This window comes from Vibrio sp. 14G-20 (genome assembly GCF_026241515.1).
Lineage (GTDB): Bacteria > Pseudomonadota > Gammaproteobacteria > Enterobacterales > Vibrionaceae > Vibrio.
On the sequence record NZ_JAPHPW010000001.1, the window covers coordinates 1 to 13,563 of the forward strand.

The following is a 13,563-nucleotide window of genomic DNA, read 5'->3' on the forward strand; positions in this document are numbered from 1 at the left end:
CTCGTATCTCGTATCTCGTATCTCGTATCTCGTATCTCGTATCTCGTATCTCGTAGAAGCATAAAAAAGCCCCAACACGAATGTCGAGGCTTAGAGTATCTTTATCTATGTGGACGTAGAGTAAATCCGCAGCTCACTACTCTTCGCTGTTTTCAGCAAACTTAGATGGCGACATACCAAAATGGTGCTTAAACCTTTGACTGAAATAGGAAGGGTCATTAAAACCAGAATCAAACGCGACGTCTGAGATCTTCTCTCCCGCAAGTAACCGCTCGCACGCATGCTCTAAACGCACTTCATTCAAGTGCTCTTTAAAGGTTTTGTTATAAGCCGATTTAAAGCGTCTCTGTAAGCTTCTCTCTGACATGAACAAGTACTTAGCAGCAGTTGCAGTACTGAACTCTGCATCGGCGTAGTTTTCGCTCACAAGCTGCGACACTCTGTTTTTCCACTCTTGTTCAGCACTCAACCTTTGTTGCTCTGGCGTTGAAGCGGCAAGTTTAATGGTTTCAATCTGCTCAATTGTGCTGGCTTCCAGATTATCCAGCACTTGATATTCAATCGGCCACGAAAGCTGAACCTTATTTTGATAGTCAGAAACAAACGCGTTCAGCTCACCACCACTCTGATTCATCAATAGAGGTAATTTTTCGATATTTAGATCAGTCGATTTTCCGGTATTTTCACTCATGCTTGATGCCAATTTAGGGAAAGGCATCCCATGATCTCGAATCGTAACGACAAGATGCTCCTTCACTTCTTCAACCAGAACCACCATGCTTTGTGACTTAAAGTTTCTCTTGATGATGCTCGCAACCAAGTTGTTGAAAATAATATCGAGATTAAAATACAGCAAGGATACGTATCGTTGTTTGGTATCAACTCTAATATCCAGTTCAATACCTGCTTTGGCTAAATCATCTTGCCAAGCTTTGAGTACCGCTTCTAAGATCAAAATTATATCGTAACTGACCTTCCCTTCTCCTTGAGGTGTATTGCTCAATTGAGCCAAGCCATTTTTCAGCGTTAAGATTGGCGACTTGCCTTTCTCATCATTCCAATTCGGGAGCATCGCAGCAATATGATTAACTTCAGATGAGAGTTCATTTGCTGTGTGCGATACAAGCGCACTCTTAACTGATAGCTGCTTTTTAAGCTGTTGATTGGTCGTCAACAGAATGCGACTTTGGTGCCTCAGTTGATCGGTTTTTAATGCAACTTGCGCTTTTAGGTGTCTATTGGCAAAAGTGACATAACGCGAACGCCAAAAGACCAAGATAGTCACGACACCAATCAACAGCACCAGAGAGCTTGCGGCAGCCCAATTAGTCAGATACCAAGGCTCAGCGATTGAGAAGCTTTGATTCGTTGACACAAAGCGATAATGCGAGTCCTTAACGGGTTTAACTTCCAGTGTATAGTCCCCCGGAAGAAGATGGTCGAGCGTTAACAAGCCTCCTTCAAATTCACTCCAAGGTTCATCGTCGCTCAGGCGATACTCCATCGCGGGGGCAAACGTCGCAGGTAGGATACCCAACTTAAAACTCATAGATGAACCATAAAGGATTTCATCCAAATCAGCTGTCTTGCCACCAAGTGATACGGTTTGCTGATCAACACTGATCTTACTCAGTAATGCTCGACTATGAGGTGTTGTTGATACCAATAACTCATCAGATAACGCACTGACTACGCCATACTTTGATCCAAAAATAAGCCTCGTAGATTGGCTGCCTTCGCTGTCAAACAAGGCACATGCCCCTGCCGCTAGTTCATTGGTGATCAAGCCAAATGGTGAACCGATATGTTTATGCAGTTGCCCATCCAGTCCGTAATAGCTGATACCTTTCGAAGAACCTAACCACACACCATTGTCATCGCTTATTAAGCAATTTGGGCTAATATTGTCTTCAACAAGCGTGACCTCTTGAATAATAGAGCTGTCATAAGGGATTCGATACACGCCATAACTGCTCGCAAACCACTGCGCTCCATCCTTCGCTTTTTCAATATCGACGACTTTGCCAAACCGTTCGCTTGAACGACTAAAGCTAATTCGTTTATCAATGAACGAGTAGAAACCATGGTCTGTTCCTATATAGATGCGACCTAGCAAGCCTACATTGAGAGCGGTGATCTTCGCTGGCAAGAACTTGTCGACTAACCAGTCAGTGCCATAACTCGTCAGTTTCATGGTTTCGATAGATAACGAATACAGGTTTTGCCCAGAGGTCATCCAAAGAACGTTATCAGCCTGAAGCGCAAGGTTCTCAACGTGCACTCCCTCAATCAGCCGTGGTAAATCAAGGGCTTCAGGTTGTAGCGTTTCCGTATTTAGACTAATGATGCCTTCTTCGGTCGCCAACCAAATGGAAGAACCAAAGATCTCAAAATCATTAACAGGGTTAGGGTAAACACGAATTGGATTCTCTTCACTTTCAGAGTCAACCAAGTAAAGCCCCATTGAGGACGCAACCCAAGATACCTGGTCACTAACAGGTTGCACTTTGTTGATCACCACACTGCTCGAGTGCATCCCCATTCCGGTTAATGGTGTTCTTGAGAATGTCTTACTGAACAGTGAAAAGTACCGAATACCATTGTTGGTCGCCACCCACATGCCACCAGCGTGGTCATTTATCAATGAGTATATTTTCTCACCCGGTAACGAGAAGTCTTGGTTAGTCGCTTGTTCGAATCGCGTAATGTGACCCGTAATAAAGTTGTAGCTAATAAGGCCGTGCTCTGTACCAATCCAATACTGGTCCGAAGTTTCGGCCAGTGAGAGCACATGCGACCCTTTAACGATGGTCTCTTTATCTGGGTTCGCGAGATCAATAATCACAGCACCATTTAAGGTACCAATCACTAACTCACGCCGAGCATTCGAAAAGTAAACTGTCTCGATATGATTTTTTTCTGATGCTGTGACATGAGTAAACTCTTGATTCTCTGAAAGGTAAACCCCAGAACTGGTCGCCAGAACCCACTTTGACAATACCCATTCCGCGTCGTTAATCGCAATGTCGCTGCTGTTATTGTACCGGTACAGCTTGAGTAGAGAGTAAGTGTTAAATTCTAGAGATTGAGTGTTGTAGGTATAGAAATTACTGCCGTCAGTGACCCAAATATAATCGCCTGATGCACCGATATTGGTTATTTCAGCGCCGGGACTTAGGCTAAACGCCAATTCGTTGCCAATTCCAGGGTTGTGTCGATACACCTCGTTATCGAAAAATGTCCAAAACTCATCGTTCAGAAACGCAACTCTTTCTGAAGAAAATTGCAGTAAGCTACCCTTTCGAGGGAATAGAGTTCGGCCATCGTAAAAGAGTACTTTTCCATGTACATCATGAACCCAGAGCCCGCCTCCCACACCTAAATACAAGTTTTTGGCCGCAAGAAAATTCCCCTGAGCTTGAACGGGCAAAGGATAGAAAACGGAGGGTGATGTATTTACCGCTAGAACGCTAAATGAAATGCTCATTAACATGAACATTTTGAAGATAATTCGATACAACTCTTAATCCTGAACAGCAACAAAGCATGAAATTTTGGTCACCACAACATCTTATGTTGCTTGACCAAAAACTGAGTTTTTTTGTGCTTATTATTATCTTTCTATTTTAGCGGAAATTAGAAAAGGAGAAAGGAGGTTTGTTATTTGTTGGGAGGTTTTATCTTAGCGGTCACGAAAATGCCGCAAAAAGCGGCATGATTCATAAATTAACGAGAGCAAAGTAGAGTAAAGAATACTCGTTATGACTTATTCCCCGCTTAAGCAACTTGTGTAGCTGTCCGTAAGTTGCTGAAGAAAATCAAAATAACTTCCGCTCTTCACTTCAACCGTTGAGCCGATTGGATCCAGTTGACCTTGCTTCGCGTTACTTCCGCGCGTCACTGACTCAATCACAGCGGGTGTAAATTGAGGCTCAGAAAACACACATTGAACGTTTTCACGTACTATTGTTTTCTTAATGGCGATCAGGCTTTTTGCACCAGGCTTACGCTCTGGACTCACAGTAAAATGACCTAAGTTATTTAGTTCAAACTCTTGCTCAAAGTAACCATACGCATCATGAAAAACGTAGTAACCGTTGTCTTTCACAGGTGCTAGTTGCTCTCGAATAGACTGTTGCTTCTCTTTCAATGTAATCAGGAATGAATCTAGATTCTCTTGGTACGCCATCGCGTTGTCTGGGTCAGATTCAATTAACTTAGCTGAGATGTATTTTGCGGCTACTTCAACTTGATCGATACCTAACCAAAAATGCGGGTCATGGCTACCGTGGTTGTGGCCTTCATGTGCATCGTGGTCATGCTCTTCGTGTCCGAACTCTCGCAAATTAATGTCAGGGATCTCACTGATCTGGATAACGTTCTCTTTTGAACCAATCACCTTAGTTAAGAAAGCTTCTAGATCAGGACCGAACCAAACCACCATATCTGCACTGTGAACTTTTTTGACATCCGACGGTTTGAGCGCATAATCGTGCGGCGAAGCATTGCTGTTCATCAACACATCCGGTTCACTAACGCCTTGCGTTAATTCCGTCACAATCATTTGAATTGGTTTAAAACTTGTTAAAATAGTATTGGCACTTGCAACACTTGGCGCTAAAAGCAAAGTAGCAAGTATAAAAGATGAACGTGACATAATCCCTCGATAATAGAAAAGTAGCTTAGGCTTGAGGTAAATGTTACATTATAACATTAGCGAATTGCAAATGAGTTCTATTCATGGATAACTTAATCCAACTAGATTCTGTGAGCGTCGAATTTGACGGTCGAAAAGTTTTAGACAACATCTCTCTAAATTTAGAGCGTGGCAGAATCACTACCCTAATTGGGCCAAATGGCGCGGGAAAATCAACCTTAGTTAAGGTACTACTAGGGCTCCAACACAAATATTCCGGAAAGATCACCAAATCAAAAAAACTAAAAATTGGTTATGTTCCTCAAAAGCTAAAGCTGAACGACTCTCTACCTCTTAATGTAGAGCGTTTTCTTAAGCTCACAGGAAAATTCAGCAAACAAGAAATTCTAGAATCTTTGATGCTAGTGGGCGCTGAACACCTGATGAAAAGTAACATGCACCAACTGTCTGGTGGCGAAAACCAACGCGTGCTGATCGCTCGCTCTCTATTGAAAAGACCCGATCTGCTCGTTCTTGATGAGCCCGCACAAGGTGTTGATGTACAAGGCCAAATCGATCTTTACGACCTGATCGACTCCATCCGTCACCGCTTTGGTTGCGCTGTGTTTATGGTTTCACACGACTTACACTTAGTGATGGCAAAAACAGACGATGTGATCTGTTTGCACCATCACATCTGCTGTTCTGGCGCACCGGCTGATATTAAACATCACCCTTCTTATATCGCGCTATTTGGAACTGCGGTTCAAGAGAGCTTAGCTTTCTACCACCACCAACATGACCACCATCACCATGACTTGGCAGGCAAGCCAGTTTCCGGGGATGTGCACGACTGCTCCAACCATAAACACGGACATCACCACTAATGCTTGAGTTTCTTCTACCTTCTATTCTTGCAGGCTTAGGCATTGCTCTTATTGCTGGCCCACTGGGTTCGTTCGTGGTGTGGCGCAAGATGGCTTACTTTGGTGACACCCTTGCACACGCCTCTCTAATGGGCTTAGCGCTTGGTTTCCTGTTCAACATTAACTTGTACTTTGCGTTACTGATCTGTTGTTTGATGCTGGCAGTGTTGCTCGTGACATTACAAAAACAAAAACTGGTCGCGACCGATACCCTACTCGGGATTTTGGCGCACAGTGCACTATCACTTGGTTTGGTTGCTGTCAGCTTCTTAGATAATGTTCGTGTTGATCTGATGAGCTACCTATTTGGTGACTTGCTGGCGGTATCTCCGACTGATTTAGTATTCATCTATGCGGGTGCTGCAGTGATAGGATTGGTACTGGCTATCTTTTGGCGACCACTATTATCAACAACCGTTAACGAAGATCTCGCGGCTGTTGACGGCATCAACATTGATTTAATGCGTCTTATTTTGATGCTGCTTGTTGGTATCGTGATTGCTGTCGGTATGAAATTTGTGGGTGCGTTGATTATGACATCGCTACTGATTATTCCTGCAGCAACAGCAAGAAAGTTCTCCAATACACCTGAGCAGATGGCATTCCTCGCATCGATTATTGGCTCTATCTCTGTATTCGGTGGATTAAGCTTGTCTTGGTTCTATGACACGCCTGCAGGCCCTTCTGTGGTTATCAGTGCAGCTGCGATGTTTATGCTATCTCAAATGGTGAAGACCCGAGCGTAGTCATACGATTCGTATCTCGTATCTCGTATCTCGTATCTCGTATCTCGTATCTCAAGAACATAAAAAAGGCTTGGTCAATAATGACCAAGCCTTTTTAATATCGTTCAGTTAGCTTCTATCTCTCTCGATAAAAGTTAGCTGATTACCAACCTGTGATTTCACGTAGGCCTTTACCGATGTCAGCAAGAGACTTAACTGTCTTAACACCTGCTGCTTCTAGTGCTGCGAATTTATCTTCAGCAGTACCTTTACCACCAGAAATGATTGCGCCTGCGTGGCCCATACGTTTACCCGGAGGAGCCGTAACACCAGCGATGTAAGAAACAACTGGCTTAGTTACGTTCGCTTTGATGAACTCAGCCGCTTCTTCTTCCGCAGTACCACCGATTTCACCAATCATTACGATTGCTTCAGTCTCTGGGTCTTCTTGGAAAAGTTTTAGGATATCAATGAAGTTTGAACCTGGAATTGGATCACCACCGATACCAACACATGTAGACTGACCAAAGCCTTCATCTGTTGTTTGCTTAACTGCTTCGTACGTCAGAGTACCGCTGCGAGATACGATACCTACTTTACCCTTCTTGTGGATATGACCAGGCATGATACCAATCTTACACTCGTCTGGAGTGATAAGACCTGGACAGTTAGGACCGATCATGCGAACGCCAGTTTCTTCTAGCTTCACTTTAACGTCGATCATATCTGTTGTAGGGATACCTTCAGTGATCGTTACGATCAGTTCGATACCTGCATCAATCGCTTCTAGGATTGCATCTTTACAGAAAGGAGCTGGTACGTAGATAACTGTTGCTGTTGCGCCAGTTACTTCGACTGCTTCGCGTACTGTGTTGAATACTGGAAGGCCTAGGTGAGTTTGACCACCTTTACCAGGTGAAACACCACCAACCATTTGCGTACCGTATGCGATAGCTTGGTCTGAGTGGAATGTACCTTGACCGCCAGTGAAACCCTGACAGATTACTTTAGTGTCTTTGTTAATTAATACAGACATTATTTAGCCTCCGCAGCAGCAACAACTTTCTGAGCAGCATCTGTTAGAGATTCAGCTGCAATGATATCAACATCAGAATTAGCAAGTACTTCGCGACCTAGGTCTGCGTTGGTACCTTCTAGACGAACAACTACAGGAACTGTTACGCCAACTTCTTTAACCGCACCGATAATACCTTCAGCGATCATGTCACAACGAACGATGCCACCGAAGATGTTTACTAGTACTGCTTTAACATTGTCATCAGAAAGGATGATCTTGAATGCTTCAGCTACACGTTCTTTTGTCGCGCCGCCGCCTACATCAAGGAAGTTTGCTGGCTTGCCGCCGTGCAGGTTTACGATATCCATCGTACCCATCGCAAGGCCTGCACCGTTAACCATACAGCCAACGTTGCCATCTAGTGCTACGTAGTTCAGTTCCCATTGTGCTGCGTGTGCTTCGCGCTCATCTTCTTGAGATGGATCGTGCATTTCACGTAGTTTAGGCTGACGGTACATCGCGTTTGAGTCGATGTTGATCTTGCCGTCTAGACAAAGCAGGTTGCCTTCGCCAGTAATTACAAGCGGGTTGATTTCTAGTAGAGCTAGGTCGTACTGAGAGAACATTTGGCCAAGACCCATGAAGATCTTAACGAACTGTTTAATTTGATCGCCAACTAGACCAAGTTTGAACGCAAGTTCACGGCCTTGGTAAGCTTGAGGGCCCACTAGAGGATCGATCGCTGATTGGTGAATCAACTCTGGAGTTTCTTCAGCGATTTTCTCAATGTCCACACCGCCTTCAGTTGACGCCATGAATACAATTTTGCGCGTTGCACGGTCAACAACAGCACCTAGGTAAAGCTCGTTAGCAATGTTCGATGCTTCTTCAACTAGGATCTTTGTTACAGGCTGACCATTAGCGTCTGTTTGGTAAGTTACTAGGTTTTTGCCTAGCCACTTTTGTGCAAACTCTTTAACGCCTTCTTTCGTATCATGTAGCTCTACGCCGCCCGCTTTACCGCGACCACCAGCGTGTACTTGACACTTAACGACTTTCTTGGCTGTACTGATACGACCTGCAGCTTCGAAAGCTTCTTGTGCAGTATCACATGCGAAACCTTCTGGTACAGGCAAACCGAATTCTGCAAACAGCTGTTTGGCTTGGTATTCATGCAAATTCATTTTGATATTCCGTTTATTTTCCCTTAAGGGATTATTATTTCCATAACGACACAGTTTCCTGTGTTACGTCTGTAGGGTCTTCTCAAATCAACTGCTGTCCATTTTCTAATGGCTTTACAGTTCAAGTGAAGGCCAGACGTTGAGCAGCCTAGCCTTTGAAACTTTTTACGTCTAGCTAACTGGGCTAACTAGACGTTTTAGCGATACTAAACGTCTAATAGCAGACGTGCAGGATCTTCTAGTAGCTCTTTGATGGTCACTAGGAAGCCAACTGATTCACGGCCATCGATTAGACGGTGGTCGTAAGAAAGCGCTAGGTACATCATTGGTAGAATCTCTACCTTGCCATCAACTGCCATTGGACGATCTTGGATTTTGTGCATACCCAAAATTGCCGCTTGAGGCGGGTTGATGATTGGCGTAGACATTAGAGAACCAAATACACCACCGTTTGTGATAGTGAAGTTACCGCCCATCAGTTCATCAACAGTTAGCTTACCGTCACGGCCTTTGATTGCTAGCTCTTTGATGCCTTTTTCAATGTCAGCGAAACCTAGTGTGTCACAGTCTTTCAGTACTGGAGTTACTAGACCACGTGGCGTTGATACTGCCATGCTGATGTCGAAGTAGTTGTGGTAAACGATATCTGTACCATCGATAGAAGCGTTCACTTCTGGGAAACGTTTTAGCGCTTCTGTTACTGCTTTCACGTAGAAAGACATGAAGCCCAGACGCGTGTCGTGACGCTTCTCGAATTGGTCTTTGTACTGCTTACGAAGGTCCATGATTGGCTTCATGTTCACTTCGTTGAAAGTAGTCAGCATTGCTGTGCTGTTCTTCGCTTCTAGAAGACGGTTTGCAACTGTCTTACGTAGGCGAGTCATAGGCACGCGTTTTTGGCTACGAGCCGCTGCTGGCGCTTCAACTGCTGGTGCAGATGCTGCTGCCGGAGCCGCTTTCGCTGCTGCTAGGTGTGCGTCGATGTCTTCACGAGTAATACGACCACCAACACCAGTGCCTTTAACGTCAGCTGGTTGTAGGTTGTGCTCTGCAAGCAGACGACGAACAGCTGGGCTTAATGCGTCGTTGTTCTCTTCTGTTAGCGCAGCTTTATGGCGCTTATCAGGAGATGCTTCTGTATCTTCAGTGGTGTCTTTCGTTGGTTCACCAGCGACAGCACCCGGCTTGATTTTAGCCAGAAGCTGTTTAGAAAGTACCGTAGCACCCTCTTCTTCGATGATAGCTTCCAGAACACCCGCTTCAGGAGCCGGTACTTCTAGAACTACTTTATCTGTTTCGATATCTACAATGACTTCATCACGTGCAACCGCTTCGCCCGGTTTTTTGTGCCAAGTAGCAACTGTCGCATCAGCCACAGATTCAGGTAAATCTGGAACCAGAATTTCAATTGTCATGTGCGTATTTTCCTTTTACTTCTAGTTCTTAAGTAGGGTCAAAGCGTCGTCAACTAACGCTTTTTGTTGTTTCAAGTGTACCGACATATAGCCAACAGCTGGTGATGCTGATGCAGGACGACCTGCGTATTGAATATCAGCACCCACTGGGATAGCAGCTCGGAAATTATGTTGGCTACTGTACCAAGCACCTTGGTTTTGAGGCTCTTCTTGACACCAAACGTAATCGACTACATTTGTGTACTGTGCGATGGCAGCTCTCACGTCCTCATAAGGGAACGGGTAAAGTTGCTCAATACGTACAATAGCGACATCGTCTTGCTCGTTCTTACGTCTTTGGTCAAGCAGGTCAAAGTAAACCTTACCTGAACAGAACACGACGCGTTTTACGTTCTCAGGAGCCAGATCATCAATTTCTGCGATAGCTGGTTGGAACGTGCCTTCTGCCAAATCTTCAAGAGAAGAAGTACACAGAGGGTGACGAAGCAATGACTTAGGTGACATTACAATCAGTGGACGACGCATTGGTCGAACAACCTGACGGCGAATCATGTGGTAAACCTGTGCCGGTGTTGAAGGAACAACAACCTGCATATTTTGTTCAGCACATAACTGAAGGTAACGCTCAAGACGTGCAGAAGAGTGCTCTGGGCCTTGGCCTTCATAACCGTGAGGAAGCAGCATAGTTAAACCACATAGACGTGCCCACTTTTGCTCACCTGATGAAATGAATTGGTCGATAACAACTTGTGCACCGTTTGCGAAGTCACCAAATTGTGCTTCCCAAAGGGTTAGACCGCTTGGCTCTGCTGTTGCATAACCATACTCAAATGCGAGTACCGCTTCTTCAGATAACACAGAATCAAACACTTGGAAAGGCCCTTGTTTATCGTGAATGTTCGCAAGAGGAACATACGTGCTTGCATCTGATTGATTGTGCAATACTGAGTGACGGTGGAAGAACGTACCACGACCTGAATCTTGGCCTGAGATACGAATACGCTTACCGTCATCAACAAGTGTTGCGTAAGCCAAAGTTTCAGCCATACCCCAATCGACTTGTTTCTCACCATTCACCATGGCAGTACGATCGTTGTACAGTTTATTTACTCGGCTTTGCAGCTTATGGCTGTCTGGGTATTGGCAAAGTTTGGTACCAAGCTCTTTCAGGCGCTCGATATCAATCTTGTTATCCCATTCGATGTTCCAGTCGTGACCTAGGTAAGGAGACCAGTCCACAGAGTGAAGTGCCATTGGGCGCCACTCTTTAACCACAACTTCACCATGATCAAGTGCATCACGATATTCGTTAACTAGCTGAGTTGCTGTATCAATACCAAACTCACCGCGCTCCATTAGCACGTCAGCGTAAAGCTTACGTGGTGTTGGGTGCTTCTTGATTTTTTGGTACATCAAAGGCTGTGTTGCATTCGGCTCATCGGCTTCGTTGTGACCGTGGCGACGGTAACAAACCAAATCAATAACAACATCACGCTTAAACGTATTACGGTAATCCAATGCAAGACGCGCAACGAATGCAACCGCTTCTGGATCATCAGAGTTAACGTGGAAAATCGGAGCCTGAACCATCTTCGCGATATCAGTACAGTACATCGTAGAACGAGTATCGCGTGGGTTAGATGTTGTAAAACCAACTTGGTTGTTTACAACGATACGAACCGTACCACCGACACAGAAACCACGAGCTTGAGACATATTAAACGTCTCTTGAACTACACCCTGACCTGCGATAGCTGAGTCACCGTGGATAGTAATAGGAAGTACACGGCTACCGTCATTATCACCAAGGCGATCTTGACGTGCACGTACGGAACCGATAACTACCGGGTTGACGATTTCTAAGTGAGATGGGTTAAATGCTAGTGCTAAGTGAACGTTGCCACCTGGCGTTGCGAAGTCCGCAGAGAAACCTTGGTGGTATTTCACATCACCAGTACCCCACGTGTCATCGTGCTTGCCGGCAAACTCGTCAAACAGGTCTTGTGGCTTTTTACCAAGCACGTTGACCAACATGTTTAGACGACCACGGTGAGCCATACCAACAACAACTTCACGCATGCCTTGTCCACCAGCATGACGAATAATTTCTTTCGTCATTGGGATAAGAGCATCACCACCTTCCAACGAGAAGCGTTTTGCGCCTGGGAATTTAGCACCAAGATAGCGCTCAAGACCTTCAGCAGCAGTTAGCTCTTCTAGGAAAGCTTGCTTTTCTTCTTTGTTGAAAGAGGGTTGACCAGATACAGACTCTAAACGTTGTTGGATCCAACGCTTTTGCTCTGTATTTGTCATGTGCATGTATTCAGCACCAATAGAGCCACAATAAGTTTGCTTTAGAGATTTGTAGAGATCTTTAAGCACCATCGTCTCTTGGCCAATGGCGTAAGAGCCGACGTTAAACGTCTCATTGAGGTCATCTTCGGTAAGAGTGTGGAAAGAAGGGTCCAGTTCATCAACTGTCGCTCTTTTCCATAAACCTAGGGGGTCTAGATTTGCTGCTTGATGCCCTCGGAATCGATAGGCATTAATAAGTTGCAGAACCTTTACTTGTTTCGCATCGACATCTGGATCACTAACTTGGACACTGTAATGCTTTGTTTCTTGAGCGAGTCGACGGAAGTATTCACGAACACGAGAGTGTGGTTGTTCCACTGTCTCTGAAGCTTGCACAGGCAGTTCTTCAAAAACACTTCTCCATTCGTCACTTACCGAATCTGGGTCACTTAGATACAGTTCATAGAGTTCTTCTACGTACGTTGCATTGGCGCCAGCCAAGTGTGAAGACTCGAGCCATGCCTTCATCACGCCGTTGTGCATATTTTCCCTTAACCAGTAGTTTTCACGTTTGCTGCGGTCTATGCCGAGCTATTAAAAGGCCGCCCCAAAACTTCTAGGGCGGCAATTTTTATATAACTTAAACCGAACGATTCACTAGCATGGTCTTGATGTGACCAATCGCTTTCGTCGGATTTAATCCCTTAGGACAAACACTTACACAATTCATGATGCCATGGCAACGAAAAACGCTAAATGCATCATCAAGATCGGACAAACGTTCGTCTGTCGCTGTATCTCGGCTATCAATTAGCCAACGGTACGCTGCAAGCAAGCCTGCTGGTCCGATGAATTTGTCAGGGTTCCACCAGAACGATGGGCATGACGTTGTACAACATGCACACATGATACATTCATACAAACCATCTAAATGAGCACGCTCATCAGGGCTTTGTAAGTTTTCACGAGCCGGTGGCACATTGCCATCAGACACTAAGAATGGCTTCACTTTTTCGTAGTTATCGTAGAACTGAGTCATGTCTACAATCAGGTCACGAACAACGGGTAAGCCAGGTAGTGGGCGAATCACAATTTTGTCTTGGCCAGAAAGCGCAGACAATGGCGTGATACACGCTAGGCCATTTTTACCGTTCATGTTCAAACCATCCGAGCCACATACACCTTCACGGCATGAGCGACGGAATGAGATTGTTGGATCTTGCTCTTTCAACAGAATAAGCGCGTCCAAAAGCATCATGTCTGAACCTTCATCCACCTCTAGGGTGTATTCCTTCATATAAGGCTTCTGGTCGACATCTGGATTGTAACGGTATAAAGAGAAATTCAGTTTCATGGTCATATCT

General features: G+C 44.9%; 9 protein-coding genes. 2 read left to right on the forward strand and 7 right to left on the reverse strand.

Annotated features, from left to right (window positions below; all coding sequences use genetic code 11):
* Window positions 1–136: 136 nt before the first annotated feature.
* Together OQJ75_RS00005 and znuA are read right to left on the reverse strand one after the other, a co-directional pair.
* Window positions 137–3,520: an AraC family transcriptional regulator gene (locus OQJ75_RS00005; RefSeq protein ID WP_265970435.1), complete on the reverse strand. Its 3,384-nt coding sequence runs from the start codon at window positions 3,518–3,520 to the stop codon at window positions 137–139.
* A gap of 246 nt (window positions 3,521–3,766) precedes the next feature.
* Window positions 3,767–4,657, reverse strand: coding sequence for a zinc ABC transporter substrate-binding protein ZnuA (znuA, locus tag OQJ75_RS00010; RefSeq protein ID WP_265970436.1), 891 nt, complete (start codon window positions 4,655–4,657; stop codon window positions 3,767–3,769).
* An 83-nt stretch (window positions 4,658–4,740) separates the two neighbouring features.
* Here znuA and znuC point away from each other — a divergent pair, with 83 nt between their 5' ends.
* Both znuC and znuB read left to right on the forward strand, forming a co-directional pair.
* Window positions 4,741–5,523 (forward strand): zinc ABC transporter ATP-binding protein ZnuC, encoded by a 783-nt coding sequence (znuC, locus tag OQJ75_RS00015; protein WP_248372361.1) that lies wholly within the window; start codon window positions 4,741–4,743, stop codon window positions 5,521–5,523.
* Window positions 5,523–6,308 (forward strand): zinc ABC transporter permease subunit ZnuB, encoded by a 786-nt coding sequence (gene znuB / locus OQJ75_RS00020; RefSeq protein ID WP_017630651.1) that lies wholly within the window; start codon window positions 5,523–5,525, stop codon window positions 6,306–6,308. The genes znuC and znuB overlap by 1 nt, the downstream gene beginning before the upstream one ends.
* 142 nt (window positions 6,309–6,450) lie before the next feature.
* Here the strand turns inward: znuB and sucD are convergent, their stop codons facing one another.
* The 5 genes from sucD to OQJ75_RS00045 form a co-directional block, all read right to left on the reverse strand.
* Entirely contained in the window at window positions 6,451–7,323 is an 873-nt protein-coding gene (gene sucD / locus OQJ75_RS00025) for a succinate--CoA ligase subunit alpha (protein WP_004734209.1), read from the reverse strand.
* On the reverse strand, window positions 7,323–8,489 hold the full coding sequence (gene sucC, locus OQJ75_RS00030) for an ADP-forming succinate--CoA ligase subunit beta (protein WP_010436793.1): 1,167 nt from the start codon (window positions 8,487–8,489) through the stop codon (window positions 7,323–7,325). The genes sucD and sucC overlap by 1 nt, the downstream gene beginning before the upstream one ends.
* A 206-nt stretch (window positions 8,490–8,695) precedes the next feature.
* Complete coding sequence (gene odhB / locus OQJ75_RS00035; protein WP_017056410.1) at window positions 8,696–9,904, reverse strand: 2-oxoglutarate dehydrogenase complex dihydrolipoyllysine-residue succinyltransferase; 1,209 nt, start codon at window positions 9,902–9,904, stop codon at window positions 8,696–8,698.
* Between the two features lie 21 nt (window positions 9,905–9,925).
* Entirely contained in the window at window positions 9,926–12,742 is a 2,817-nt protein-coding gene (gene sucA / locus OQJ75_RS00040) for a 2-oxoglutarate dehydrogenase E1 component (protein ID WP_017061946.1), read from the reverse strand.
* Between the two features lie 97 nt (window positions 12,743–12,839).
* Complete coding sequence (locus OQJ75_RS00045; protein ID WP_010436773.1) at window positions 12,840–13,553, reverse strand: succinate dehydrogenase iron-sulfur subunit; 714 nt, start codon at window positions 13,551–13,553, stop codon at window positions 12,840–12,842.
* Between the last annotated feature and the right edge of the window lie 10 nt (window positions 13,554–13,563).

Excerpts from the sequence above, each read along its gene's own strand:
- znuA (WP_265970436.1), bottom strand. The coding sequence starts at position 4,657 with ATGTCACGTTCATCTTTTATACTTGCTACTTTGCTTTTAGCGCCAAGT.
- znuC (WP_248372361.1), top strand. The coding sequence starts at position 4,741 with ATGGATAACTTAATCCAACTAGATTCTGTGAGCGTCGAATTTGACGGT.
- znuB (WP_017630651.1), top strand. The coding sequence starts at position 5,523 with ATGCTTGAGTTTCTTCTACCTTCTATTCTTGCAGGCTTAGGCATTGCT.
- sucD (WP_004734209.1), bottom strand. The coding sequence starts at position 7,323 with ATGTCTGTATTAATTAACAAAGACACTAAAGTAATCTGTCAGGGTTTC.
- sucC (WP_010436793.1), bottom strand. The coding sequence starts at position 8,489 with ATGAATTTGCATGAATACCAAGCCAAACAGCTGTTTGCAGAATTCGGT.
- odhB (WP_017056410.1), bottom strand. The coding sequence starts at position 9,904 with ATGACAATTGAAATTCTGGTTCCAGATTTACCTGAATCTGTGGCTGAT.
- sucA (WP_017061946.1), bottom strand. The coding sequence starts at position 12,742 with ATGCACAACGGCGTGATGAAGGCATGGCTCGAGTCTTCACACTTGGCT.
- OQJ75_RS00045 (WP_010436773.1), bottom strand. The coding sequence starts at position 13,553 with ATGAAACTGAATTTCTCTTTATACCGTTACAATCCAGATGTCGACCAG.